The sequence below is a fragment of the Oxalobacter paraformigenes genome, from assembly GCF_000158475.2.
GTDB lineage: Bacteria > Pseudomonadota > Gammaproteobacteria > Burkholderiales > Burkholderiaceae_D > Oxalobacter > Oxalobacter paraformigenes.
Map to the genome: position 1 here is coordinate 1,328,764 of NZ_KI392031.1, position 26,421 is coordinate 1,355,184.

A 26,421-nucleotide genomic window follows, 5' to 3' on the forward strand; every position below is an offset into this window, starting at 1 on the left:
GGGCCGGAAAAACCGGCCCTGTCCTGTCTGGTTTTATTCAAGACGGTAGTTCGGCGCCTCTTTGGTGATCTGGACATCATGAACGTGCGACTCACGCATGCCGGCTGAACTGATTTCGACAAACGCCGCTTTTTCGTGCATCTGGTCGATCGTGGGACAACCGCAATACCCCATCGAAGAACGGATACCGCCGATCAGCTGGAAGATGATCGCATTGACGCTGCCCTTGTAGGGAACACGGGCTTCGATTCCTTCCGGGACCAGCTTGTCCGGCTGATGCTCCGCTTCATCCTGGAAATAACGGTCTGCCGAACCGCGCTGCATGGCGCCGACACTGCCCATGCCGCGATAGGCCTTGTAACTGCGCCCCTGGTACAGAATGACTTCGCCCGGCGCTTCATCGGTACCGGCAAACATGCTGCCCATCATGACGGTAGAAGCGCCGGCGGCCAGCGCCTTGGCGATATCGCCCGAAAAACGGATGCCGCCATCAGCGATACACGGGACGCCAGTACCCTGCAAGGCGTCGGCAACGTCTGAAATAGCGGTGATCTGCGGAACACCGACACCGGCAACGATACGGGTTGTACAGATGGAACCGGGGCCGATGCCGACCTTGACGGCGTCTGCCCCATGATCCAGCAAGGCTTTTGCCGCTTCTGCCGTCGCGATATTGCCGCCAATGACTTCAATATTTGGATAATGCGTCTTGACCCATTTGACGCGGTCGAGCACACCCTGTGAATGGCCATGCGCCGTATCCACAACCAGAACATCCACACCGGCCTTGGCCAGCAAGTCGATACGTTCATCATTGTCCGGTCCGACACCGACGGCGGCACCAGCCAGCAGTTTTCCGTAACCGTCCTTGGAAGCCAGCGGATAATCGTTTGTTTTCTGGATATCCTTTACGGTAATCAGACCGCGCAACTCAAAAGCGTCATTGACGACCAGTACCCGTTCCAGACGGCTGCGGTTCATCAGGCGTTTGGCTTCTTCCAGCGAAGCCCCTTCCTTGACGTAAACGAGTTTTTCTCGCGGCGTCATCTTGTCGCGGACAGGCGCATCCAGTTCTTCCTCGAAACGCAAGTCGCGGTTGGTGATGATGCCGACAACCGAACGGCCTTCCACAACCGGGAAACCGCTGATGCCATGCTGTCTGGACAAAGCGATAACATCGCGGATTCGCATGGTCGGCGGAATAGTGATCGGATCGGTGACGACCCCTGCCTCGAACCGTTTGACCCGGGCCACTTCTCTCGCCTGTTCAAGCGCGGTCATATTCTTGTGAATGATACCGATACCGCCCTGTCGCGCCATCGCGATTGCCAGAGACGATTCCGTCACGGTATCCATCGCCGCGGAAAGCAGAGGAATGTTCAGCGAGATATTTCTCGTCAAACGGGTTTTCAGATTGGTGTCTTTGGGAAGAACGGCGGAATAAGCCGGAACGAGAAGCACGTCATCGAACGTGAGTGCCTTTTTAAGTAGTCGCATGGTATTTCCTATGTGTCCAAAACAGGATTATACAGATTTTTTCAAAAAATTGCCTACCATAATTTTTGCATTTTGCAAAATCATACCGGTATTGTGGCTTACGAAAAACCTGAAACGGTCATATTTTTACCGATAGGCAAAATCAGATGCGGACAACAGTGTACTCCATTAAAACGGCGCTCTGTTTCATTTGATACGCCGAATACACACTCACAAAAAACATGCGCAACATGACGGCCTTTATACCGTAATCCGATGTTGCACCGGAATGATAATGCCTGAATTCCATGACATGCCGTGAAAGCGGCCTGTTTTGGAGAATGCAGCAACTTCTCGCCTGTTGCCCTTTACACCCTTCATCCGGCTATGCAGGTTATAAAAACGTCACCTTGCTTAAAAGTCGCATTCAATAGAAGCCGTAACGGGCAATCGGCTTTAAAAGAAAATCACGTTCTCCCTTCATGACAGAAGGATTAAAAAACGCAAGGCCGGTGTCAGGTCTGCAGCCAATCAGATCAGGTAGCGGCAAACGTATATGCCGAAAAACATGCGTCCCTCTATTCGCGAAACTTCTCTTTTCACCATTCCGTTTCATAATCAATTCATCGGACACGTGTCCCCCTAAAACCTGAACGGTTTTCAACTGAATGGCCTGAAACATGGCTTCACATGCAGGCCAGACGGCAAAAACATTCCTGTCTTTCAAAAAGTGGCAAGATCAGCAACGACAACATAACCTGTCTGGCCCAAAAGAAAGGCTTTCACAAACTTCAAAAAACAGAAGCTGACAAGTTGCCAGGGATTGAAGCGTGTATTACGCAAGTACACCCGGACTGCGAGCATTTCATAAAAAGAGCGGAACGGTAGCCGGTATCCCTAAAAACCTGAAGCAATCCGGAAAAAGGGGGATATATTCCGGAAATTCCATATGTGATCCCCCCTTTGGCATGGCGCCCTCGTTTAAGAGGAAAACAATCATTGAAACCTGTGCCCGTCCTGTGTATGACGTCCTACAAGTAGATCCTCTCGTTCCTGACAAAAGACAAAATCCCGTCAATTTCATGTCATCCGCATCTCATCAACATATTTTGACAAGAGCACCAAATGGCAATCTGCCATAGCCTCCGGAAAAAATCGGCTGGAATTCACGAAAACCGCCGGAATACTGGACAAATGCAAGCCATACACGGCCCATATGTTTGCCCGCCATATCGGCTTTGTTCCCAATTTTTCCGCCTACCGCTACTTGATAAGGGTTAACCAAACCATCCCTGAATTCATTACACCGGATTTGCCGGGAGCCACTATCTATCCACTACCGACTGTAGAATTGGCCCGTTATTGCATCCGTTCTTCCCAAAGAGCGATCGTTTTTTCCGATACCCTGAAATATCCTGTTCATTACGAAATGCGCAATCCGGAAACCGCCAATTCCCTTAACAGGCACATTATTGAAGAAGCACATGAGAACGTTTTGCCTGCCGTACAGAAACGCTCGACAAGTACCGGGCTTGCTGTCGGCAAGCCCGGTATTGAAAGAATGAACCACACATTTTCGTCCGGCTGCACAGCGGACAGTTGAATCCGTATTTGGGCACAGCAGGAAACTACAGTTTGTTAACGGGACAACGCGGTTTTTCTCCCCGGAATCCCCGGACAGCTTCTTCAGCGCAACGCGTCTTGAGGTTCGATTCGGCCTGCACCGAATACCAGGCCATATGCGGGGTGATCACCAGGTTCGGGGCCGAACGCAGCGGACTGTCCATCGGCAACGGCTCCTTGCCGGTTACGTCAACGCCAGCCCCGGCCAGATGGCCCGACTTCAGGGCAGCCGCCAGCGCTTCTTCTTCCACCAATCCTCCCCGCGTCACATTGACGAACAAGGCTCCCTGTTTCATTTTGCCAAAACTTTCCGCATTCATCATTCTGGCGTCCTGCGCATTCAGACTGCAGTGCAGGGAAAGCACATCGGCCCGGCTGATCACATCGGCTTCTGAAGTCAGCTCAATAAATGAACAGTCGGGATCGCCCTTGACGTGATCGGTAAAAATGTCAAAGCCGATAACCCGGCAACCCAGAGCATGAACCCGTTTGGCAAACGCAAGACCAATACGGCCCAGTCCGATGATGCCGACGGTCATATTGGCAAGATGCTGTATGGGCGCCATTTCCGCATAATTCCACCTGCCCGCTCTGACCTGATCATTGGCCTGGCATATTTTCCGGGTAATCGCCAGCATCAGCGCCAACGCATGATTGGCCACCTCAGAAGTGCCATAATCGGGAACATTGCACACTTGCACGCCGTGACGGGTAGCGGCTTCAAGATCGACATTATCGACGCCGTCCCCGTAACGGACAATCATTTTCAGCCGGGGAAGCGCTGCAAACACCCTTTCGGTAAAAGGAGCGCGCTGATTGCATACGGATACAGCCCCCTGACAGTTTGCAATCAGATCGTCTTCCGTTTTGCACTGACATAACGTGTAGGGAACCCCGGCCGCTTCAAAAACGGCCTTTTCTTCGTCAATGTTGGCATGATTACAATCGGTAATAACAATCATGGCCTCAGTCATAAGGACACCTGTCTTTTCGAGTGAAAAAAATAAGTCAAAGCCTGACATTCACGGGAAGTATTATATTCAAAACCCGCAAAAAAGTTGGAAAGCAGCCGGACTGCACCAGTTTGCCGAAAAAGACAGACCCAAGGTGCCGTTCTTTTCCCGTTTTCTCAGGCGAGGCCGTTTTATCCTGTTGATATTGAAGGGATAAGCCGGTTGTTCTGTGAAAATGTGTCGCATATTCATGTTATGTGACACACTAGTTTCGCACAAGTTCCTGTTTTTTCTTGTCTTTTTTTTGTCTTTCAGTTAGAATCCCCTCTTCTGTTTTTTATGGAGGTTTTCATGGCTCGTGTTTGCCAGGTGACGGGAAAAAAACCCATGTCAGGAAATACGGTTTCTCATGCCAATAACAAGTCGAGACGCCGTTTTATGCCGAATTTGCACTATCGCCGCTTTTTTGTCGAATCGGAAAACCGCTGGGTTTCCCTGCGTGTCTCCAATGCCGGGCTTCGGGTGATCGACAAGTTGGGGATCGAGGCCGTTCTGGCGGATTTGCGTGCTCGCGGTGAGAAGGTTTGAGCCGGTTGTCGGCTGTTTTTTGAGAGGTTTTTGTTATGGCTAAGGCAGGTAGGGAAAAGATCAAGCTGGAATCCACTGCGGGTACCGGTCATTTTTATACGACAACGAAGAACAAGCGGACAATGCCTGAGAAGATCGAGATTGTGAAGTTCGATCCCAAGGCAAGAAAGCATGTCCCTTACAAGGAAGCCAAGATCAAGTAAACCACGGTTTCCTTTTCTTCTCTGGAAAAGCCGGCTTCATGCTGGCTTTTCTATAGGTTCTTTCAAGTACTCCCGATCTTATGGGCAACCGGCATATTTATCCGCCCGTCACTGGCGGGAAAAAAGCCACTTCACACCCTTCTGTCAGAAGCGTATCCGGAGCAGCCATTTTCAGCTGGCAAGCCATCCGCAGACTGTTTCCTTCCGCCAGCGCCTCACGCCATATGGTTCCCCTGTCCATCAGGTAACCTCTGAGATCGTCAAGCGTTTTGACCCGATCGGGCAATATAATTGATTCTTCGGAAATCCCTACTGCCTCGCGGATGCTGGCAAAATAACGCACTCTGATTTTCATCGGCCGAAAAATTCGCTGAAAGGAATGAATTTTACCCGGTCTCCCGCCTTGATTGTCCGGCCGGGAGGATTGTCGATCAATCCATCTCCCCACACGATGGATGAGAGGACTCCTGACCCCTGATTGCCGAACAGTTCGGCTTCTCCCTCCCCGTTCAGTCTGGCACGCAGGAACTCGCGGCGTTCGTCGGGCCTGTCGTGTGAATTGGCAGCCCTGACCTGTACGGATTTCATCTCAACGTCTTGCACTCCCTGCATCCTGAGAATATAAGGCCGTACAAAAAGCAGAAAAGTCACAAAACCGGATACCGGATTACCCGGCAAACCGATAACGGGAACGCCCTTTTTGCCCGGGGAGGCCTTGCCGATCTCACCGTATACCAGCGGCTTTCCCGGTTTGACGGCGATTTTCCAGAAATGCAGCTTCCCTTCCCTTTCGATAGCGGTTTTGACATGGTCTTCCTCGCCGACCGAGACGCCACCGGACGTCAGAATCAGATCATGGCTATCCGCAGCACTTGCCAGTGCGGAACAGGTAGCGTGCAAATTGTCCGGAACTGTTTTGCCATCCGTTACCATGCAACCGAAATCTTCCAGCAAGGCCCGCAAGACATAATAGTTGGAATTGTAGATTTTTCCCGGTAAAAGCGGATTGCCGGGCATAAGCAGTTCATCCCCTGTCACCAGCAATGCCACTTTCGGTTTTCTCACGACCGGCAAACCGGTCAATCCGACCGAAGCGGCCACACCGAGATGTTGCGCTCGCAAACGCGTGCCCGCATAAAGTACCGGCTCTCCTTTTTTCACCTCTTCGCCCGCCAGCCTGACCGAATCGCCTTTTTCCGGGAAACGCAGGAATTTCAGCTTGTCGCCTTCTGTCGAACACCATTCCTGCCGGATCACGGTATCCGCCCCTTCCGGCAAGGGCGCTCCGGTAAAGATGCGTGCGGCTTCGCTTTTTCCCAGTTTCACGCCTTGCCTGCCTGCGGGTATTCTTTGCCTGACCGTCAATACCGTATCAGTACCCTTCACATCGGCAAAACGAAAGGCATATCCATCCATTGCCGAATTGTCCGTATCGGGAACGGTTACAGTGGAATACTGCGTCGTTGCGAGAACACGGCCGTTTGCCGCGGAAAGGGAAACCCTTTCCGTCTCACGGATCGGCAACACACTGTCAAGCAGTCTGGAAATCGCTTCAGCAACTGTCAGCATAATTGGTTTTCCACTTGCCATTCCTGTCTGTCAAAGCCGCTTTCCGGTAATGCCGCACAGCCATCAAAGTCCCGTTTTGCCGGCAATAAAGCGTTTGACTTTCCCGACGTCAACCGGCATGACCGTAAAACGTTGCGGCAACTCTTCAATATTTTCAAAACCGGCCGGTCTTTCGGCATTTCGGCCCAGCGCTTCAAAAATCGCTTCATTGAACTTGGCTGCCTGAGCCGTTTCCAGCACGATCATCGGTACCCCTTGCCGCTGATGTTCCCGCGCCACTTTCATGCCATCCGCCGTATGCGTATCAATGGTAATGCCATATTCCTTTTCGGCAAAACGGATCGTTTCGATACGATCGGCATGCGTGGATTTACCCGACTCGAAGCCGTATTGCGCGACCTTTCCGAATTCGTCGCCATCGCTGCCGGGTTTTCCCGACAAATCGAAAAAGCCTTTTGTCTCGATTTGCCTGAAAAGACGATTGACCCGCTCGCCATCTCCGCCAAGCAAATCGTAAACAAACCGTTCGAAATTGGACGCCTTGGAAATATCCATTGAGGGGCTACTCGTGTGCCAGGTTTCAGCCGACTTGCGGACACGGTAAACGCCAGTTCTGAAAAACTCGTCTAAGACATCGTTTTCATTCGTTGCCACCACAAGCCGGTCAATCGGCAATCCCATCATGCGGGCGATATGTCCGGCACAGATATTGCCGAAATTGCCTGACGGCACAGTAAACGATACTTTTTGCGTACTGTTTTCCGTAGCCAGCAAATAGGCGCGGAAATAATAAACGACCTGTGCGACAACACGCGCCCAGTTGATTGAATTGACCGTTCCGATTTTCTGGCGCCCCTTGTATTCCAGATCGTTCGAGACCGCTTTCACGATATCCTGACAATCGTCGAAAACCCCTTCAATAGCAATATTGAAAATATTGGGATCCGGCAAACTGAACATCTGCGCTGTCTGGAAAGCGCTCATCTTCCGGTAGGGAGAGAGCATGAAAACCCGGATACCGGTCTTTCCCCTCATCGCATACTCGGCCGCACTGCCCGTGTCTCCCGATGTGGCTCCCAGAATATTGAGTTCGGCATTCTGTCGGCCCAGTTCGTACTCGAAAAGATTGCCCAGCAACTGCATGGCCATATCCTTGAATGCCAGAGTCGGGCCGTTGGACAAGCCCAGAAGCAGCAGTTTTTTGCCGTCCTTCTCTTCCAGCCAACGCAAGGGCGTGATGGCGTCCGGCGCTTCATCGGCGCGTACATTTCTGTAAACCTGCGGGGTATACGTTTTTTCAACCAGTTTTCTCAGATCGTCTTCCGGAATGTCGTCCGCAAATTTCCTCAGAATTTCGAAAGCCAGCCCGGCATAAGACAGCGAACGCCATGAATCCAGTTCTTCCCGAGACACGACCGGATAGGACTGCGGCATGTAAAGACCGCCATCCGGGGCCAGACCTTCCAGCAGAATCTGTGAAAAAGAACGTTTTGCGCCGTTCTTGTCCGCGGCGCGAGTCGATACGTATTGCATACGAAGCATTTCAGAAAATGAGGGATTGAACACAACCGGAACAGGAACTTTGCCGTTTCTGGGCGAACATAACGACGCCATCCAGTTCAACAAGGCCTAATATTGTAACCAAATTCCGTTTCGATAGATATTTATGGAATAAAATGGCACGTTTTTTAAACAATAGCCCCAACAAAACGTTGAAAAAGGTCTATCCTATTTCCATTAACAGTTTTTCCTGAAACAAAATCATGTCTCCCAAAGTCGCTATCGCTCAAATCAACAGTACCGTCGGGGATTTATCCGGCAACCGGGCCCGTATCGCGCAGTTCGCCCGCGAAGCGGCCGCGAAAGGAGCTGATATCGTGCTGACTCCGGAACTGTCGCTAACCGGTTATCCGCCTGAGGACCTCCTCCTGCAACACAGTTTCCATTCCGCAACCCGGCTTGAACTGGACAGGCTGAAAAACGAACTGGCCGATCTGGACAATGTGCATGTCCTTGTCGGCCATCACTGCATCCGGGACGGCCTTTGCTATAACGCCTGTTCCATTCTGGCAAACGGTTCCATTATCGGAACGTATTTCAAGCAGGAATTGCCGAACTATACGGTTTTCGACGAAAAACGCTATTTCACTCCCGGCACGGAACCCCTTGTTTTCCATGTCAAGGGCGTTTCTTTCGGCGTTACCATCTGCGAGGATATCTGGTTCCCCGAACCGGCGGAGCGGACACGGGCAGCCGGAGCCGACGTCTTGCTGATCATGAACAGTTCGCCCTATCACATGGGAAAAATGCATCAGCGTCCGGTCATTGTCCGTCAAAATGTCATCCATCACGGATTGGCAGCCCTTTACGTCAATCTGGTGGGCGGTCAGGATGAACTGATCTTCGACGGTTGTTCGTTCGCCATGAACCGGGATGGAAAAGTCTGTGTCCAGCTGAAACAGTGTGAAGAAGACATGGAAATCGTCTCCTTTGAAAACGGCAATCCGGTCAACGGCCGCATGGAAGAGCATCCCACCGTTGAAAAAGAAGTTTATCGGGCGCTTGTTCTGGGTGTCAGGGATTACGTGAACAAGAACGGTTTTCCCGGCGTCATCATCGGCCTGTCTGGCGGCGTTGACTCAGCGCTCGTACTGGCCATTGCCGTTGATGCCCTGGGCCCTGAAAAAGTCCGTACCATCATGATGCCCTCTCCCTATACAAGCGAAATTTCCCGCATTGATGCGAGCGACATGGCTGCCCGGATGAAAGTCAGCTACGATGAAATTCCCATCACGGACTGCTTCTCGTCTTTTCTGCAAACACTGGCGCCCCAGTTCGCCAATCTGCCGGAAGATTCCACCGAAGAAAATCTGCAAGCCCGCATTCGGGGAACGCTTTTGATGGCGCTCTCCAACAAATTCGGCTCTATCGTTTTAACCACAGGCAACAAAAGCGAAATGGCGGTCGGCTACTGTACGCTTTATGGCGACATGGCCGGAGGATTCGCTGTCATCAAGGACATCTACAAAACACTTGTTTACCGCCTTTGCCGTTACCGCAACACGATTTCGGATGTTATACCGGAACGGATGCTGACCCGCGCGCCAACTGCCGAACTGAAACCCAACCAGTTCGATCAGGATACTCTTCCCCCTTATGAAGTGCTGGACGCCATCGTCAAAATGTTCATGGAAGAGAATAAAAGCGTCAACGAAATCGTCCGGAACGGATACAGCCATATCGTTGTGGAACGCATCGTTCGGCTCATGCGAATCAATGAATACAAACGCCGTCAGGCGCCCATCGGCATCCGCATTACCCCGAGAGGTTTCGGCCGGGACTGGAGATGTCCTATCACGTCGAAATTTCGCGATTGAAAGGGAAATGTTTTAAAATGAGTCCGGTTGCCCACAAGGCCTTGTTTCCCTTTTCGTTGTCACCGGAGTTTGCATGAAAAAAATAACCGCGATTATCAAACCGTTCAAACTGGACGAAGTCCGTGAAGCCCTGTCGGATGCCAACATCAATGGTCTGACCGTCACCGAAGTCAAGGGATTCGGACGGCAAAAAGGCCATACCGAACTTTACCGTGGAGCCGAATATGTCGTCGATTTCCTGCCAAAAGTGAAAATCGAGGTTGTCGTGGATGACAGTGTACTCGAACTGGCTATCGAAGCCATCCTGAAATCCGCCCGCACGGGAAAAATCGGTGATGGCAAGATTTTCGTACAGGACATCGAACAGGTTATCCGCATCCGGACTGGCGAAACCGGCAGCGAAGCGATCTGATCCGGATTTCCGCCCAGTCTGAAAACCGGTTGACTGGGCCCGGTTACCGGCACAGGACACACCCATAAGGCAACGGCACGCAACCGTTGCTTTTTTCAATTCAGGCGCTTTTTGAAAATATACGTTTCCAGACAACCGGTCTCAGACAAGGCGTTGTTTTCAAACCGTTCGAGTATCTCGAAACCGTTTTTCCCGTAATACTGGACGTTACACGTCGCATCTGCCCAGAGAAAAAGATTTCCGACACCGCTTTTTCGGCAAATACTTTCCAGATTTTGCAAAAGCACACGTCCTGTCCCGCCGACACGGCTCATGAAAAGCCCCATCTGGACATCGCATTCCCCCATGATTTTTTTCACGGCGTCGCCGTTCCTGTCCAGATAAGACCGGTACTCCCGTGCAATTTTTCTTTTCTCAGGCGAAAAAAACGAAAGGCCGCGCTCGAACCAGCGGTCGCAATCATTGGTATCCTTTTTGAATCCGGCAAGCAAAAAAGCGGCCAATCTCCCGGCTGCGATACTGAAGGAATAATGACGGTTCACATCGTAATAACGCACCAGATATTCATGTATGAAACGGTTTAAAGCGGGGTCTGTCCTGCCAAGCTCATAAGACCATACGTCGTAAGCCATTTGTCCGGCTTCTTCAATGTCTTCTTCCCGAAACGCTCTGATTCCCATACACCCCGCTATTGACACGGCCTGCCGCAAAACAGGTATGCCGACTGAAAAAAACATGAAATTCGAAAGAATAATCCGGGAAAAAAGAACGGCTTTCCGCGTGGCATTGCGGTTTCACGTCCTGATTTTCCCGCAATCACAGAAATACGGCTATTCCGTCCAGACCGGACGAATCCGGCGGCAACCGCTCATTTCCGGCTTTCGGCCAGAAGCTTCGTCGCTTCCGCATGTTGCTCCGGCGTCATAACCGTCCACATGTTTTTCGCGCCGGTAGCGGCCATCTGATATCCCTGTCCGGCCGCCAGACTGTACCACTTGTATGCCTGAACCGGATCGGCACGCATTCCCAGTCCCAGTTCATACATTCTGCCCAGCATGTACTGCGCACGCATATGCCCTTTTTCCGCAGCCCGTTTCATCCACATGCCGCAGATCTGGTCGTCCTGATCGATACTGCTGCCGGCACAATACATTTCGGCAACCTTTACCATCGATTCCACATCGCCTTTTTCCGCTTCGGAAGTCAATCTGGCAGCCGTTTCCTGCCCTGTGGAACAAGCCGCCAGCACACCGGCAGACACGACAGCCAGCCCCAGGGGAAGCGCTTTTTTGAAAAAAGAAAACATGAAGACCTCTATATGGAAAAAGATGGCAAAATCATCCGGATTTCAACTCATGGATGTAAAGTATAGCGGCATAAAAGGTTTTATTCCAGCGACACCTAGCGCCCTTTCAGCAGAACGACAACCGCCCCCGATCCGCCGTCTGCGGGTTTTGCCTGACAAAAAGCGATGACATCCAGACGCTGTACCAGCCACTTGTGAACCAGCTTTTTCAGAACCGGCTCATTATTGACGGAACCCAGGCCCTTGCCGTGAACGATACGCACACACCGTATGCCGCGAATGGCGGCCTGCCGCAGGAACTCGACCATCATTTCTCTGGCCTCATCCCTGCGCATGCCGTGAAGATCAAGCTGATCCTGAATGACCCAGTGACCGCGACGCAATTTGCGAACGACATCGGGGCCGATACCGTTTCGCGCGTAACTTAACGCTTCATCGGTTTCCAGCAGGCTCTCCACACTGAATTCATCCGACAGGGATTCGCACAAGGCCTGTTTTTCATCGGCAATCCGCTGGGCAGGAATGGGCTTGGGCGAAGAAAAAACCGGTTCAATCCGGTCTTTCGCATTCAGCGGCATCACATCGCCGACCGCTTTCAGAAAAAGTTCACGGTCGGAAATCGCCTGTCTTTCGGCCTTTTTCCGCGCTTCTTCCTGCTTTCTCCGGTCTTCATTGACCTGTTTCACCGCCTTTTTCAGTGTCCTGAAATCGGAAATTTTCTTTGATGAAGAAGCCATAACCGTCCACCGTTACGACAGTTGCTCTTCCAGATAACGTTGCACGTCCAGCGCAGCCATACACCCGGAACCCGCGCTGGTAATCGCCTGGCGGTAAATGTAATCCTGAACGTCGCCCGCCGCAAAAACTCCGGGAACATTAGTCGCTGTCGCCATGCCGTTCTGGCCCATCCGGGTCTTGATATAGCCGTTCACCATGTCAAGCTGCCCCTCGAAAAGCGCGGTATTTGGCCTGTGACCAATGGCGATAAACACACCGTGCACCGCAATTTCCTCTGTACTGCCATCTTTTACCGACTTGACCCTGAGCCCGGTCACACCCGAATCGTCTCCCAATACCTCATCAATAACCGTATCGTACAAAATCCTGATCTTGCCTTCCTGTACCCTTTCATGCAGGCGCTGAACCAGAATGGGCTCTGCCCTGAAGGTATCGCGGCGATGAATCAGGGTGACTTTCGAGGCGATATTCGACAGATATATCGCCTCATCGACCGCCGTATTCCCGCCGCCGACAACGGCGACTTCCTGATTGCGGTAGAAAAAGCCGTCGCATGTCGCACACCCGGAAACTCCCCTGCCGATATACGCCTGTTCCGAAGGAAGTCCCAGATACTGCGCCGAAGCGCCTGTCGCAATGATCAATGCATGACAGGTGTATACGCCCATATCGCCAAGAAGACGGATCGGTTTTTTGGTCAGTTCGGCGGTATGGATATGATCGAACATGATTTTGGTATCGAACCGTTCCGCGTGCTCCAGAAAACGCTGCATCAGATCGGGACCGGGAATGCCGTTCCCGTCACCCGGCCAGTTTTCCACATCTGAAGCGGTCATCAGCTGCCCGCCTTGCTGGAGCCCTGTAATCAGAAGCGGTTTCAGATTGGCCCGTGCGGTATAGATGGCAGCGGTATATCCGGCGGGGCCGGAGCCGAGAATGATCACATCAGAGTGTATGGAAGAAGTCGTCATAACTGAATCGCCAAAAAAGACCGGTCGTTATCGCAAACCGTTTCGTACCGGCCGGAATAAAACGGAAAACGGCCAGATATTTTTATCTGTCCCGCCAAAACTTGTTAAGATTATAGTCGAAAGCGCCGGGGCGAGAAGCCTGTACGTCAGAACAAATACACTTTGCTGTCAAATGTCAGTCCGCTTGTCCGTTGACACATTGGGCCATTATTCAAAGTCGAATACAATAATCGTATCCCGCCTCTTTTGGGGGAACCGCAAGTAAAAAGATTTTATCGTTACGGATTCATGAGCAAAAACATGTCGAGCTATGACAGAAAAAAACAGGATGTGAAACCTGCCACACCGAGCCGTTCCACCCGGCTGGTGACAGAAGCGGGATGGTTTGTCCTGATTGCCGTAACCGTTTATTTTTTCCTGATTTTCCTGACTTTCGACAAGGCCGATCCCGGCTGGTCCCATGCCAATCAGGTAACCGGCATTTCCAATCTCGGAGGCCGTATCGGCGCCTGGATTTCCGATCTCCTGTTCTTTACCTTTGGTCTGTCGGCATGGTGGCTCGTTCTCTGGATGCTGAAAGCGGTCTGGAACGGTTACCGCCGGATATCCCGCCTGCTTTTGCTTCAGGAAGAACCCGAACCGTCCTGGCTGCGCGACAAAATTCTCAAAAATGCCGGTTTTGTCGTCCTGCTCGTTTCAAGTTCCGGGGTCGAATACCTCCGCATGTACAATATGAAAGCCCAGCTGCCCGGCATACCCGGCGGCGTTATCGGCGAAATTGCAGGCAAAACGACCCAGCACTATCTCGGCTTTACCTGCGGCACGCTGCTGCTCGTTTTGCTGTGCGCAGTGGGTTTCAGTCTTTTTCTCCAGATGTCCTGGCTTCAGCTGGCCGAACGGATCGGCGCTTTCATCGAGGGTATGTTCAATTTCGGCAAACGGATTTACACGATCCGCGAAGACCGCAAGATCGGTCAGGCCGCCACGGTAAAACGCGAGGAAAGCGTCATACAGGAAAAAGCGAAGGCGACTGAAGCGCCCCCCATGCGTATCGAACCGCAAATCACGGAAGTGCCGAAATCCGAACGTGCCGAAAAGGAAAGACAGGTCGTCCTTTTCAACGATCTGCACGATTCCGAATTGCCTCCCCTGTCCCTTCTTGACCCTGTTCCGGCCAAACAGGATACCGTCAGCGTGGAAACCCTTGAATTCACCAGTCGCTTAATCGAGAAGAAACTGTCGGACTTCGGCGTCAGCGTCCGGGTTGTGGCAGCCTATCCCGGTCCCGTCGTTACCCGGTATGAAATCGAACCGGCCACTGGTGTCAAGGGAAGCACTATCGTCAATCTGGCCCGCGATCTGGCCCGTTCGCTTTCCCTGGTGTCCATCCGCGTCATCGAAACCATTCCCGGCAAAAACTATATGGCGCTTGAACTGCCGAACACCAAACGCCAGATCGTCCGCCTGACTGAAATTCTGAGCTCCAAGGTTTACAGCGATGCTTCATCGAATCTGACCATTGCGCTTGGCAAGGACATTGCAGGCAATCCGGTCGTTGCCGATCTGGCACGAATGCCACACCTGCTGATCGCCGGCACAACCGGCTCCGGCAAATCCGTTGGCATCAACGCAACCATTCTGTCCCTGCTTTACAAGGCCGACCCCAATCAGGTCAGGCTTATCCTGATCGACCCGAAAATGCTGGAATTGTCCATTTACGAAGGCATCCCTCACCTGCTGGCGCCTGTTGTCACCGACATGCGGCAGGCGGCCCATGCCCTGAACTGGGCCGTGGCGGAAATGGAAAAACGCTACAAACTGATGTCGCATCTGGGCGTACGCAATCTGGCCGGTTACAACAACCGCATTGCCGACGCGGAAAAGAAGGAAGAAAAAATCCCGAACCCGTTTTCCATCACGCCGGACGCGCCGGAACCGTTGGAAAGAATGCCCCAGATCGTCATTATCATCGACGAATTCGCCGATCTGATGATGGTCGTCGGCAAGAAGGTGGAAGAACTGATTGCGCGCATTGCACAGAAAGCGCGTGCTGCCGGCATCCATCTGATTCTGGCGACACAGCGCCCTTCAGTCGATGTCATTACCGGCCTGATCAAGGCCAATATTCCGACCCGTATCGCTTTTCAGGTCAGCAGCAAGATCGATTCGCGGACTATTCTGGACCAGATGGGCGCCGAAACCCTGCTGGGGCTGGGCGACATGCTGTATCTGCCGCCGGGAACGGGACTACCCAACCGTGTTCACGGCGCTTTCGTTTCGGACGATGAAGTCCATCGTGTCGTCTCTTTCCTGAAAGAACACGGCAAAGCCGATTATATCGACGGCATTCTCGAAGGAGGCACACTGGAAGACGACGCTGCCGGTTTGAGCGGCGAACAGACGGCAGACGGCGAATCGGATGCGCTGTACGATGAAGCGGTCGCCATTGTGCTGAAAAACCGCCGCGCCTCCATTTCACTGGTCCAGCGCCATTTGCGCATCGGGTACAACCGGGCGGCCCGCCTGCTGGAACAGATGGAAAAAAGCGGGCTCGTTTCTCCCATGCAGAGCAACGGCAACCGTGAAATTCTAGTGCCGGCATCCGCTCATGAATGACATTTCCGAACCGGAACGCTTCTTTCCGGTCAAACCGTCATTGAACCCAACCTTTGAAAACATCATGCGATCCTACATTTCCAAAACGGTCGGTACAGTTCTGCTTCTTTTTCTTCCCCTGTTTGCCGGAGCGACAGCGCTCGACCAGTTGAAAAACTTCTCGGCCAATGCGCATTCCGCCAGGGGAGAATTCAGTCAGGCACAAGTCAAATCCGGTGAAAAAGTCCGGTTCACCAATGCCGCTTCAGGAACTTTTCTTTTCTCACGCCCCGGAAAATTCATCTGGACTTACAAAAAACCCTATGAACAGGTATTGCAGGCTGACGGCACCCGGCTATACATGTACGACAAGGACCTGAATCAGGTCACTGTCAAGAAACTGGGCGACGCCCTGGGTTCCAGTCCCGCGGCCATCCTTTTCGGCAGCAACAATCTGGAAAAAAACTTCATGCTCAAAAATGCCGGCGCCCACAACGGTTATGAATGGGTTGAAGTCATCCCCAAAAAGAAAGACACCCCTTTCGAGAAAATCAACATCGGCATGAAAAACGGCATTCCGGAAGCGATGGAGCTGTATGATTCGCTGGGGCAACTCACACTGATCAAATTCACCCAATTCACGAAAAACCCGCCCGTCAATGCCGGCATGTTCAAATTCGTCGCGCCCAAAGGAGCGGATGTATTCGAGAACTGACCCTGTCTGTTCTTTCCGATCACGACATTCGATGAAAACGAGCCGGTTTTTAAACCGGCTCGTTTTCATTCTGGCTGCCAAGTCACCTTTTACCGTCCTCCGTCATTTCTGCAAAGCAAAACAGCTACCTCTGCGGCAATCCCTTCTTCCCTTCCCAGAAAACCGAGTTTCTCATTGGTTTTCGCCTTGATATTGACCTGCGAAACAGCAACGCCCAGATCGGACGCCAGATTGGCCCTCATTGCATCGATATGCGGCGCCATTTTCGGGGCCTGTGCAATAATCGTCGCATCCAGATTCACGACAGCATACCCCTGCTCCGAGACGCGTTTCATGGCTTCCCTTAACAAGATGCGGGAATCCGCTCCAGCAAAACGTTCATCGGTGTCGGGAAAATGCCGGCCAATATCGCCCAGACCGGCCGCCCCGAACAACGCGTCGGTCACCGCATGAAGCAATACATCCGCATCGGAATGCCCCAGCAATCCCCGGGAATGGGGGATTTCAACCCCCCCGATCACCAGTCTTCGCCCGGACACCAGCGCGTGGCAATCGTATCCCTGGCCGATTCTGAAAGGAAACGTGTTCATCGTCTTTTTTCTCACTCGTTAAAAATCCCTGTCTGCCTTCAGGAACAGTTCCACCAGCGCCAGATCAGCCGGACGGGTGATTTTGGTATTGCGCAAATGCCCCTCCACCAGATGCGGAGTCAGGCTCATGGCTTCAACAGCGCCCGCTTCATCCGTGACATTCCCGCTCTTTTCAAGCGCTTCCCGCAAGATAGCGTAGCGGAACATTTGCGGCGTCTGCGCCAGCCAAAGGCCATCGCGTGAAACCGTTTCCAGCCCGTTATTTCCCTGTCTTTTGACCGTATCGACCACCGGCAAGGCCAGAAGCCCGCCTGTTTTATCATCCGCAACGGCGTGGATCAGACGCTGTATCAGTTCCGGCGTCAGTCCGGGACGCGCCGCATCGTGCACCAGTATCCAGTCGTCCGGCGCACATTCGCGAAACAGGACATGTAACCCATTTAACACCGTTTCCCTGCGGGTCACTCCTCCACAGCGAAGAAAGCGGACGCGCCCCGTATCCAGATCAGGCCAGGAAGCCAGAAAAGCGTCCAGCCATTCGTCTTCGTGACTGATCAGGACATAAATGCGTTCGATCTCGCTGCACTCGCCAAACGCTTCAAGCGCATACCGCAATACCGGCTTCCCCAGCAATTCCAGATACTGTTTCGGACAAGCCGCCCCCATTCGCGAGCCGACTCCCGCCGCGGGAATGAGGGCAAAAAAGCGGGGTGCAATAGCGGATGTATTCGTCAAAGTGGTCATGAAACCTTCATCAAGGCAGGAAAACAGAATCGGCGCGACAGGGCATGATCGTTTATAATGTCATATTCGGTTTTCATATTGTAATCTGGAACAGGACGAATTGGCTTTTTGTCGATATCGTCTTTTTTGCATTGATGCCCTTCGATCTCAAGAAATTTCTTCCCCGTCCCGGACAACGCTTTGCCATGCCGCCCTTGCACGGCTCGGCCGACGCGCTCGTCCTGGCGAAAGCCGCGCACGAATTGAAATCCCGGCAGCAGATGCTGGTTGCCGTCGTTGCCAACGCCTCGGATGCCAGACGCCTTCTGGAAGAAATCCCCTGGTTTGACAGTGAAGGCGACGAACCGCTTCGCTGCCATCTGCTTCCTGACTGGGAAACACTGCCATACGATTCCTTTTCCCCGCATCAGGATCTGGTTTCCCAGCGGCTGGCAACCCTCTACGAAGTGCACAACGGGCGCTGCGATGTATTGCTCGTTCCGGCCTCCACCGCCCTTTTGCGGATTGCGCCCCCTTCGTTTCTGGCGGCCCATACTTTCTTTTTCAAAAAGGGAGAAACGCTTGACGAAGCGAAACTGAAAACCCAGCTGACGATTGCCGGATACAACCATGTCTCGCAGGTCATGTCGCCGGGCGAATATTCTGTCCGTGGCGGTTTGATCGACTTGTTTCCCATGGGGTCGAAACTGCCGTACCGGCTCGACCTGTTCGGCGACACCATCGAAACCATCCGGACATTCGACGCCGATACCCAGCGTTCGCTTTACCCGGTGAATGAAATCCGGATGCTTCCGGGTCGCGAATTTCCGATGGATGAACCATCCCGCGCCTATTTCAGAAGCCGCTGGCGTGAAGTATTCGAAGGCGATCCGACCCTGTCCGTCATTTATCGCGACATTGCGAGTGGCATCGCTTCAGCCGGTATCGAATATTATCTCCCGCTTTTCTTTGAAGAAACCGCGACTCTCTTCCAGTATCTTCCGGAAAACGCCATTTTTGCCCTGATCGGCAACGTCAGCGAAGCCTTCCAGCGTTTCTGGGCCGATACCAGGTCGCGTTATGCCTTCCTGAAATCCGACCGGGAACGCCCGCTTTTGCCTCCGGAAAAACTCTTTTTAAGCAGCGAAGACTTTTTCGTTCTGGCGCAGCCTTTCGGCCGCTGGGTCATCACTTCCGACGATGCGCCTTCCGAACTGTCTGCCCCGATTCCTGACGTGACCATCAACCGGCGTGCCGATGACCCGCTCTCCAATCTCAGAACCTATATCGAACGGGCGGGAAAACGCGTGCTGATCTGTGCTGAATCGCCGGGACGCCGGGAAACGATGCAACAGCTTTTTAATGAATACGACTTCAAAGTCGCCCCCTGTACCGGTTTTGCCGACTTCATCACCCATAGCGAAGACGTGATGTTTTGCGTGGCTCCGCTGCAAAAAGGGTTCGCACTCGGCTACGTCTTCGGCGATCTGGCGTTCATTACGGAAACGGAACTGTACGCCAATTCCGGACGCCGCAGCGTCCGGAAGCAAACCAATGCCGACTTCCACATCGAGTCCATCGTCCGCGATCTTTCCGAACTGAAAATCGGGGATCCGGTCGTGCATGCCCATCACGGCATCGGCCGTTACCGCGGACTGGTGACTGTCGATCTGGGCGAAGGAGAAACCGAATTCCTGCATTTGCAATACGCGCGCGAGACGAAACTCTATGTTCCGGTTTCCCAACTGCATGTGATTTCGCGGTATGCCGGCACTTCACCGGAAGACGCGCCATTACATACTCTGGGATCGGGCCAGTGGGAAAAAGCCCGGCAAAAAGCGGCCCAGAAAATACATGACACGGCAGCCGAACTGCTGGATCTGTACGCGCGCCGCTCGATGCGCAAGGGATTTCCTTTCCCGCTGACGAAAAACGATTACGAGGCCTTTGCCGACAGTTTCGGATTTGAAGAAACCCCCGATCAGGCTGCCGCCATTTCCGCGGTCATGGAAGACATGACGTCCGAGAAACCGATGGATCGCCTGATCTGCGGCGACGTCGGATTCGGCAAAACCGAAGTCGCCCTTCGTGCGGCTTTCATCGCAGTCATGGGCGGAAAACAGGTCGCTCTGCTGGCCCCCACCACCCTGCTTGCCGAACAGCATGCCCAGACCTTCCGTGACCGTTTTGCCGACTGGCCCGTCCGGATATCGGAGCTGTCCCGGTTCCGTACCCAGAAACAGGTCAACCAGACAATCCAGGGACTGGAAGACGGTTCCGTCGATATCGTCATCGGAACCCACAAGCTGTTGTCCAAAGACGTTTCTTTCAAACGGCTTGGACTGGTCATTATCGACGAAGAACACCGGTTCGGCGTTCGCCAGAAAGAAGCCCTGAAAGCCATCCGCGCCGAAGTCGATGTTCTGACCCTGACGGCCACTCCCATCCCGAGAACACTCGGCATGGCGCTCGACGGCCTGCGCAGTTTTTCGATTATCGCAACCGCCCCGCAAAAACGGCTGGCGATCAAAACGTTTGTCCGCTCGGAAAACGATTCCGTCATCCGGGAAGCCTGCCTGCGCGAACTCAAGCGCGGCGGCCAGGTCTATTTCCTCCATAATGAGGTCGAAACCATCGAAAACCGCCGCGTCATGCTTGAAAACCTGCTGCCCGAAGCGCGAATCGGCGTAGCGCACGGCCAGATGCACGAACGGGATCTGGAAAAAGTCATGCGCGACTTCGTGGCGCACCGGTACAACATCCTGCTGTGCACAACCATCATCGAAACCGGTATCGACGTTCCGAATGCCAATACGATGGTCATGCACCGTGCCGACAAATTCGGTCTGGCCCAGCTTCACCAGTTAAGAGGCCGCATCGGCCGCTCCCATCATCAGGCCTATGCCTACCTGCTGGTCAACGATATACAAACCCTGTCGAAACAGGCCCAGCGGCGGCTGGAAGCGATCCGGCAAATGGAAGAACTGGGCAGCGGCTTTTTCCTGGCCATGCACGATCTGGAAATCCGCGGGGCCGGCGAAGTGCTGGGCGAAGAACAGTCCGGCGAAATGGTCGAAATCGGCTTCCAGATGTATTCGGACATGCTGAAAGAAGCGGTACGCGCCATGAAAAAAGGCGAACAGCCCGATTACGACGCGCCTTTCACAACCACCACGGAAATCAATTTGCACACGCCGGCACTGTTGCCCGGCGACTATTGCCCCGGTGTCAATGAACGCCTGTCCCTGTACAAACGTTTCGCCAGCGCCGAAACGCAGGAAGAAGTCAACGATTTGCAAGAAGAGTTGATTGACCGGTTCGGCAAACTGCCGGAAGCGGCACAAGCTCTGGTCGAAACGCACCGGCTCCGTTTACTGGCGAAACATGTGGGCATTGTCAAAATCGACGCCCATACGGAAGCAGCCGTCCTGCAGTTTTTGCCGAACCCTCCCATTGACGCCATACGGATTATCGAACTGATCCAGAAAAACAAAAACATCCGCTTAAACGGTCCTGAAAAACTGCGTGTTACGGCAAAAATGCCGAATCTGGACGCGCGCGTGGCTCAAATCAAGGCGACTATCCGTTCCCTGACAATGAAAAAATAAACCGGACGGTCAGTCCTCGGCTTTTTGTTGCCCGTAAATCACCCGTTCATTCAGAAGCTTGTGCGCAAGCGCCCTAGCTTCATCCAGCGCATCGTCCACATTGTCGCTATCGACCGGAACACAAAACTGCTCGATCTGATCCTCGCCATGCTGCCTGAGGAAAACGATGCCCTTGTATTGCCGGTTGTCCCAATCGATCACGGCAACCCGGGCAATATAGTCGCCTTTGCGGTATTCCATTTCACTCATCATGTTCTTCTCCCCAAATAAGGCTGTGACACGCTCATTCCGCATAAATTCAGCTACCCCTGGCTGAATCCTGTTTGGCGGCACGCCCTTTTTATCTGAATCAAACGGAATGCCGTTTTTCCCATAAATATCAAAATAAGACACAAAAATCGCTGTTTTAATAGATGAACCGGAACTTGAAAAAAACAGTTCAATCAGAGCTTTACCGGGAAACGAGAAACTTCTTTTAAGGAACCTGAAACATGCAAAACAAAGTCGTCGTGGTTTACCGAAATGACGAAGTCGCCCGCGCTGCCGCCAATGAATTGCTGGAAGACGGTTTTTCGCCTGACCAGATTTATATCAGTTCAGACGACGATGTCAGACAGGTCAGAAAATATGACCAGATCGGAGAAAGCCGTCTGTTTCCCCAGCTTGGAGGCGATCTTGGCGATTTTTACCGTTCGGTCATTGGTGTGGACGGTATGCTGGAATCGGCCGAGTTTTATACCCATGCCTTGAAAGACGGTCATGTCATCGTTTCGGTCGAAACCGATTCGTATGAAAAGGCGAAAGAAGCCGCCAAAACGATGAATCATTTCGAAACGCTCGGAATCGGCGATTTTTCAACCGTTTCGGATTCCATCTCTAATGAAAGAAAAAACACCGACACGTATGAAGTGGCAGGAACCGGAGTTCTTATTTTCAGAAATTATCATTCACAGGGGAATCAAATGGATATGAACAATACTCAGAACAGCTCGTCCGACTTCAACAAGAAAGTCAACCAGACAGCGGCAAGCGCCAGGGATTCGATAGAAAACGGTGCGGAAAGCACCAAGGAAGCGATGAAAAGCGCCGCCGAAAAAACCAAGGACACCGTTAAGGATGCAGCCGACGCGACATCCAACGCCATGGAAAAAGCCGTGGACAAAACTTCTGACGCTCTGAAAAAAGCGGGTGAATCGGTCAAGGAAATGTTCGGAAAAGACGATCACACGACTGAAGCAAAAAACGCTTCCGGTTATTGCTCGTACGATGAGATCGGTGAAGAAGCGTTTAAAAATCACTGGAAAATCAGTTATTTTTCCTCCGGCGGCAAATATGACGACTGCCAGCCCGCCTATCAGTATGGCGTCCAGTTGGCGGAAAACGAAAAGAAACACCTGAACCGCTCATGGGAAGAAGTAGAACCATCCGCCCATGCCGCCTGGGAACTTTACAATCGGGATTCCGAACAGTCCTGGGAGAAAAACAAGGAAGCCATCAAATTCGGCTGGGACTATGTCATGCAAAACCATAAACCCAATAACAGTTTCTTCTGACCCCGGAAAAACAAACCCGAAAAGCATGTCCTTTAGGACATGCTTTTTTATTCAATCTTTTGTCTGTTTACAGGCCAAATCAACCTGTTACGGAAACCAAGGATTATCGCCCGCTTCCATTTAACTGGACAAGCCCGGGAAAACATGCCGGAAACCGGTTGCCATCATTTCCACGGATATGGCCGTCAACAAAAATCCGGCAAGCCGTTCGATGACTTTTATTGCCGAAGGCGTCAGAATCCGGCCACCCCGGCCGACGAATCGGAAACATAACCAGGTTGCGGCACCTACCACCACCGGCGGCAAAATCACGGAAAGCAAATCCTCTGCCTGCGTGATTTGCGACGTCGCCATGACATAAGAAAGGGCTGCCGGCCCTGCCAGCAAGGGAATGCCCAATGGCACAATGGAAGGGCCCGATGCCGCTTCTTCCGTTTCGCGAGGCGTATATTTGATCGTTTCTTCCTTGGCAATCACCATCGCCAGGGAAACGATGAACATGATGGCGCCGCCACCGATCTGGATCGAGGCCAGCGAAACACCCATGAAATCAAGCAGATGCAATCCGAAAAGACCGCCGATCAAAAGCGACAGGGCGACCGTTATACCGAGCTGGCGACTGTATTTATCCTTGAAACCGGTATCAAGTCCTGCCGTTGCACAAATGAACAGTGGAATGGCCATCAACGGATCGACAAGCGCCAGAAGCGTCAGCGTTTTCTTGATGAGGAAACCCCAATGCATAAGCTGCCCCGTAAATGCAGTACACGCCAATACGATATGCCGCTTAAATATCGGGACTTTGTCCAATCAGGGTATGGTCCTGGAGTATGCCTGAGCGAAATCAAACATTGTTTTTTTTCAGAATAAGAACAGAAAACGGTACTGGAAAATCCGATCTCACGCTCCTTCTTTTTTATAGCCGGGTATGAGCGAGAGCATTTTCCGCATCGGCAGGCTTTTCATCAATTCGAAAACATTCAGTTCCATCGCGTCAAGCGTGTTTTTCAGCAATAGTCCCAATTCCGTATCGCCCTCCATCACGAGACGACGGCTGAAAAAAAGCGTATCCGGATCTTCTTCCCGTCTGGAAAGCCGGTAAAAATCGTAGGCACTGGCAGAAATGGTCACATCAGGTTCCACATGATGCCATCCAGAAACGAATCCGCCTTTCGTCCAGACGAAATCGAAATCAAGCCTTGCATCGGTAATAGTCAGGCGCAACTGCTTTCCGGCAATGGCGCTCCGGACATCTTCCGGCAAGCGATGCTTCAAAATGGCGTTCAGTGCCGAAACGAACAAAAGCGAACCGGGCCAGGACGGCAGACAAGCCATCAATTGACCGATCGGTTGCGGAATACGGTAACGGTTCATTTTTTCCCTCGTCCTCCGATATAGGGATACAGTCAATGCCATTCCATGCCGGACTTGCCATGCCAGTAGCCATTACAGGGGTTGTCGGGCATCAGGCTTTCCATTTCCCGCAGGCCATCCGCTCCGGACAGTTTTCCATCCAGAACATTCCGGAAAAGCCGGACGATGTCACCAGTATGTTCCGATTGAGGCGAAATTCTCAACACATCGATTTGGAGTGTCTGCATAAGCGGGAGTTCGGTAATGAGATTATAAACTTTTGCCGACTGGGTCTGAATCCCGTTGAAAACCAGAAAAGACTGTTCTTCCCGCGTCCTGACTTTCAGGCCATCGGGATAATCCAGACATCGGAAATGGCAGGCGTCTTTCTGCAGATTGTGATAACGCGCCGTGAAACAGCGTGCCGAAAAAGCCAGCGGCAACCTGCCGTAAACAAACACTTCCGTCTGCAGGGTTTCCGGAAGCGATTTCTGCATCAGTTCCAGATCGTCCCGGCTCATCTCCAGAGGCATGACCCATCTGACAGCGCCAAGATCGGCCATGAAACGCAGGGAAGCAGGATTGTAAAGATTCAAGTGCGCTCCCGCAACGAACGAAAAACGGTTTTCCAGAACGCTTACGGCCCCCATATCGTTGGCCTCGACCCGGTACCGGCCATTTTCGGCAATCCCGTGCATGCCCTGCAAATGCGCGCCTGATTCCAGCAGAACCTGGGTGGACAAGACCACTTCTTTTCCCGCGCCGGAAAGCGACGCAGCGATGGACAGCCAGTCTTCCTCGCGCATTTCGTGCCGCCGCGCGCAAACCGTTTCTCCCAGATAAACGATTTCCACCGGCATATCGGCCACTTCCCCGTAAAACCGCACTATCTTGTCTTTCGGCCAGTAATACTGCACAGGGCCCAGCGCCAGTTTCAAAGTCTCATCCTTTCCTGTTCGTTTATTTCCATGAGCGGTAATAGGCGCCCAGCGTTTGCTGCTGGCCTTCCGCAAGCTTTCCGAGTGCCTCAACCCATTCCGGCCTGACAATATAGGCAACCTCGTCGTTCAGGCAACTGTCCAGCGCGGCACGCCAGACCCGGGTAGCCGCAGCCGTATAGGCAGGACTTCGCTGGCGGCCTTCAATCTTCACCGCAGATACGCCCATTTTCTTCAGACGGGGCAGCAACTCAAGCGTATTCAGGCTGGCCGGCTCCTCAATAGCGTAATAGATTTCCCCGCCGACTTCATAACGGCCCTTGCAGAGAGTGGGATAACTCGCTTTTTCACTGTCGGCATACCGGTCAATCAGTACCCCGTTCAGCCGCGACTCCAGTCCTTTGGGCGTCGGCTGCCAGCGAACCGCGCTGGCCGGAGAACAGACGCCACTGTTATTCGGTGCCTTTCCGGTGACATAGGAAGACAGTGCGCAACGGCCTTCGACCATAACACACAGGCTGCCGAAACCGAATACCTCGATTTCGACATCAGTATTTTTAACGACCAGTTCGACCTGTTCGATCGACAGCACCCGGGGCAACACCACTCTGGCAATGTGAAAATGACGGGCGTAAAAATTGATCGCGTCGTAATTGGTCGCCGACCCCTGCACCGACAGATGCAATCGCAAACCGGGATGGGTGTCGCAAGCATACCGCATCAACCCCGGATCGGCCACAATCATGGCATCGACCCCATAACGCGCTGCCCGGTCGACCGCTTCTGTCCAGACTTTCCAGGAATCGGGCAACGGATACGTATTCAGCGCCAGAAGGACTTTTCTCTGGCGCGAATGCGCATAGGCAATGCCTTCCTGCAAGGTTTTTTCGTCAAAATTCAGGCCGGCGAAATTGCGTGCGTTCGTCGCGTCCCGGAAACCGAGATAAACGCAATCGGCGCCCTGATCGACAGCCTGTTTCAATGCCGGAAGACTTCCTGCCGGACACACCAGTTCCATTTGTGGGTTTCGCGTCAAAACGTTCAAAAAATCGGAAGAGTTTTCAAAATTATCAACAAGCTTTCCGGTGCAGGGTTTAATGTTTAAACCTGCTTTGCCGGAAACCGGCAAT

General features: G+C 52.6%; 26 protein-coding genes. 9 read left to right on the top strand and 17 right to left on the bottom strand.

Going from position 1 to position 26,421, the window contains the following annotated elements:
• Window positions 1–33: 33 nt before the first annotated feature.
• Together guaB and OFAG_RS14395 are read right to left on the bottom strand one after the other, a co-directional pair.
• On the bottom strand, window positions 34–1,497 hold the full coding sequence (guaB, locus tag OFAG_RS10350; RefSeq protein WP_005876190.1) for an IMP dehydrogenase: 1,464 nt from the start codon (window positions 1,495–1,497) through the stop codon (window positions 34–36).
• 406 nt (window positions 1,498–1,903) lie between these two features.
• Complete coding sequence (locus tag OFAG_RS14395; protein ID WP_020995256.1) at window positions 1,904–2,158, bottom strand: hypothetical protein; 255 nt, start codon at window positions 2,156–2,158, stop codon at window positions 1,904–1,906.
• 534 nt (window positions 2,159–2,692) lie between these two features.
• On the opposite strand from OFAG_RS14395, the gene OFAG_RS10370 reads away from it, so the two are divergent.
• On the top strand, window positions 2,693–3,079 hold the full coding sequence (locus tag OFAG_RS10370; protein ID WP_005876189.1) for a hypothetical protein: 387 nt from the start codon (window positions 2,693–2,695) through the stop codon (window positions 3,077–3,079).
• 25 nt (window positions 3,080–3,104) lie between these two features.
• Here the strand turns inward: OFAG_RS10370 and OFAG_RS10375 are convergent, their stop codons facing one another.
• On the bottom strand, window positions 3,105–4,073 hold the full coding sequence (locus OFAG_RS10375; protein WP_005876188.1) for a C-terminal binding protein: 969 nt from the start codon (window positions 4,071–4,073) through the stop codon (window positions 3,105–3,107).
• A 330-nt stretch (window positions 4,074–4,403) separates the two neighbouring features.
• On the opposite strand from OFAG_RS10375, the gene rpmB reads away from it, so the two are divergent.
• Both rpmB and rpmG read left to right on the top strand, forming a co-directional pair.
• A complete protein-coding gene (rpmB, locus tag OFAG_RS10380; RefSeq protein WP_020995151.1) occupies window positions 4,404–4,640 on the top strand; it encodes a 50S ribosomal protein L28 in 237 nt (78 codons plus the stop codon).
• A 35-nt stretch (window positions 4,641–4,675) separates the two neighbouring features.
• The gene (rpmG, locus tag OFAG_RS10385) at window positions 4,676–4,843 is read left to right on the top strand and encodes a 50S ribosomal protein L33 (RefSeq protein WP_020995150.1); all 168 of its coding nucleotides are present in this window, start codon (window positions 4,676–4,678) and stop codon (window positions 4,841–4,843) included.
• A gap of 97 nt (window positions 4,844–4,940) precedes the next feature.
• Here rpmG and moaD read toward each other — a convergent pair whose 3' ends face one another.
• From moaD to thrC, 3 genes are all read right to left on the bottom strand, one after another.
• Window positions 4,941–5,198 carry a molybdopterin converting factor subunit 1 gene (moaD, locus tag OFAG_RS10390; protein ID WP_005876187.1) on the bottom strand — a complete coding sequence of 86 codons (258 nt, stop codon included), beginning with the start codon at window positions 5,196–5,198 and terminating at the stop codon, window positions 4,941–4,943.
• The gene (locus OFAG_RS10395) at window positions 5,195–6,412 is read right to left on the bottom strand and encodes a molybdopterin molybdotransferase MoeA (protein ID WP_020995257.1); all 1,218 of its coding nucleotides are present in this window, start codon (window positions 6,410–6,412) and stop codon (window positions 5,195–5,197) included. Before OFAG_RS10395 ends, moaD begins: the two co-directional genes overlap by 4 nt.
• A 63-nt stretch (window positions 6,413–6,475) precedes the next feature.
• Window positions 6,476–7,945, bottom strand: a complete 1,470-nt coding sequence (gene thrC, locus OFAG_RS10400; protein WP_005876185.1) for a threonine synthase — start codon at window positions 7,943–7,945, stop codon at window positions 6,476–6,478.
• Window positions 7,946–8,175: 230 nt separating this feature from the next.
• Here thrC and OFAG_RS10405 point away from each other — a divergent pair, with 230 nt between their 5' ends.
• Both OFAG_RS10405 and OFAG_RS10410 read left to right on the top strand, forming a co-directional pair.
• Window positions 8,176–9,789: an NAD+ synthase gene (locus OFAG_RS10405; protein WP_005876184.1), complete on the top strand. Its 1,614-nt coding sequence runs from the start codon at window positions 8,176–8,178 to the stop codon at window positions 9,787–9,789.
• 73 nt (window positions 9,790–9,862) lie between these two features.
• Complete coding sequence (locus tag OFAG_RS10410; RefSeq protein ID WP_005876183.1) at window positions 9,863–10,201, top strand: P-II family nitrogen regulator; 339 nt, start codon at window positions 9,863–9,865, stop codon at window positions 10,199–10,201.
• 95 nt (window positions 10,202–10,296) lie between these two features.
• Here OFAG_RS10410 and OFAG_RS10415 read toward each other — a convergent pair whose 3' ends face one another.
• The 4 genes from OFAG_RS10415 to trxB form a co-directional block, all read right to left on the bottom strand.
• The gene (locus OFAG_RS10415; protein ID WP_020995259.1) at window positions 10,297–10,938 is read right to left on the bottom strand and encodes a GNAT family N-acetyltransferase; all 642 of its coding nucleotides are present in this window, start codon (window positions 10,936–10,938) and stop codon (window positions 10,297–10,299) included.
• Window positions 10,939–11,069: 131 nt separating this feature from the next.
• Window positions 11,070–11,507, bottom strand: a complete 438-nt coding sequence (locus tag OFAG_RS10420) for a tetratricopeptide repeat protein (protein WP_005876181.1) — start codon at window positions 11,505–11,507, stop codon at window positions 11,070–11,072.
• 95 nt (window positions 11,508–11,602) lie between these two features.
• A complete protein-coding gene (locus tag OFAG_RS10425; protein WP_005876180.1) occupies window positions 11,603–12,244 on the bottom strand; it encodes a Smr/MutS family protein in 642 nt (213 codons plus the stop codon).
• 12 nt (window positions 12,245–12,256) lie between these two features.
• Window positions 12,257–13,216, bottom strand: coding sequence for a thioredoxin-disulfide reductase (gene trxB / locus OFAG_RS10430; protein WP_005876179.1), 960 nt, complete (start codon window positions 13,214–13,216; stop codon window positions 12,257–12,259).
• A gap of 288 nt (window positions 13,217–13,504) precedes the next feature.
• Between trxB and OFAG_RS10435 the strand changes: the two genes are divergently transcribed.
• Window positions 13,505–15,832, top strand: coding sequence for a DNA translocase FtsK (locus tag OFAG_RS10435; RefSeq protein ID WP_040720235.1), 2,328 nt, complete (start codon window positions 13,505–13,507; stop codon window positions 15,830–15,832).
• Entirely contained in the window at window positions 15,825–16,526 is a 702-nt protein-coding gene (gene lolA, locus OFAG_RS10440) for an outer membrane lipoprotein chaperone LolA (RefSeq protein ID WP_005876176.1), read from the top strand. Before OFAG_RS10435 ends, lolA begins: the two co-directional genes overlap by 8 nt.
• An 89-nt stretch (window positions 16,527–16,615) precedes the next feature.
• Here the strand turns inward: lolA and ispF are convergent, their stop codons facing one another.
• Window positions 16,616–17,116, bottom strand: a complete 501-nt coding sequence (gene ispF / locus OFAG_RS10445; protein ID WP_040720240.1) for a 2-C-methyl-D-erythritol 2,4-cyclodiphosphate synthase — start codon at window positions 17,114–17,116, stop codon at window positions 16,616–16,618.
• 18 nt (window positions 17,117–17,134) lie between these two features.
• Window positions 17,135–17,860: a 2-C-methyl-D-erythritol 4-phosphate cytidylyltransferase gene (gene ispD / locus OFAG_RS10450; RefSeq protein ID WP_005876175.1), complete on the bottom strand. Its 726-nt coding sequence runs from the start codon at window positions 17,858–17,860 to the stop codon at window positions 17,135–17,137.
• A 134-nt stretch (window positions 17,861–17,994) separates the two neighbouring features.
• On the opposite strand from ispD, the gene mfd reads away from it, so the two are divergent.
• Window positions 17,995–21,447 carry a transcription-repair coupling factor gene (mfd, locus tag OFAG_RS10455; protein WP_005876174.1) on the top strand — a complete coding sequence of 1,151 codons (3,453 nt, stop codon included), beginning with the start codon at window positions 17,995–17,997 and terminating at the stop codon, window positions 21,445–21,447.
• Between the two features lie 9 nt (window positions 21,448–21,456).
• Here the strand turns inward: mfd and OFAG_RS13960 are convergent, their stop codons facing one another.
• Complete coding sequence (locus OFAG_RS13960; protein ID WP_147617631.1) at window positions 21,457–21,699, bottom strand: hypothetical protein; 243 nt, start codon at window positions 21,697–21,699, stop codon at window positions 21,457–21,459.
• A 239-nt stretch (window positions 21,700–21,938) separates the two neighbouring features.
• On the opposite strand from OFAG_RS13960, the gene OFAG_RS10465 reads away from it, so the two are divergent.
• Window positions 21,939–23,000, top strand: coding sequence for a hypothetical protein (locus OFAG_RS10465; RefSeq protein WP_005876172.1), 1,062 nt, complete (start codon window positions 21,939–21,941; stop codon window positions 22,998–23,000).
• Window positions 23,001–23,120: 120 nt separating this feature from the next.
• Here the strand turns inward: OFAG_RS10465 and OFAG_RS10470 are convergent, their stop codons facing one another.
• From OFAG_RS10470 to ubiU, 4 genes are all read right to left on the bottom strand, one after another.
• Window positions 23,121–23,744: a MarC family protein gene (locus OFAG_RS10470; protein WP_005876171.1), complete on the bottom strand. Its 624-nt coding sequence runs from the start codon at window positions 23,742–23,744 to the stop codon at window positions 23,121–23,123.
• A 156-nt stretch (window positions 23,745–23,900) separates the two neighbouring features.
• The gene (ubiT, locus tag OFAG_RS10475; RefSeq protein WP_005876170.1) at window positions 23,901–24,374 is read right to left on the bottom strand and encodes a ubiquinone anaerobic biosynthesis accessory factor UbiT; all 474 of its coding nucleotides are present in this window, start codon (window positions 24,372–24,374) and stop codon (window positions 23,901–23,903) included.
• A gap of 32 nt (window positions 24,375–24,406) precedes the next feature.
• Complete coding sequence (ubiV, locus tag OFAG_RS10480; protein ID WP_005876169.1) at window positions 24,407–25,291, bottom strand: ubiquinone anaerobic biosynthesis protein UbiV; 885 nt, start codon at window positions 25,289–25,291, stop codon at window positions 24,407–24,409.
• Between the two features lie 22 nt (window positions 25,292–25,313).
• Window positions 25,314–26,309 (bottom strand): ubiquinone anaerobic biosynthesis protein UbiU, encoded by a 996-nt coding sequence (ubiU, locus tag OFAG_RS10485; protein ID WP_020995262.1) that lies wholly within the window; start codon window positions 26,307–26,309, stop codon window positions 25,314–25,316.
• Between the last annotated feature and the right edge of the window lie 112 nt (window positions 26,310–26,421).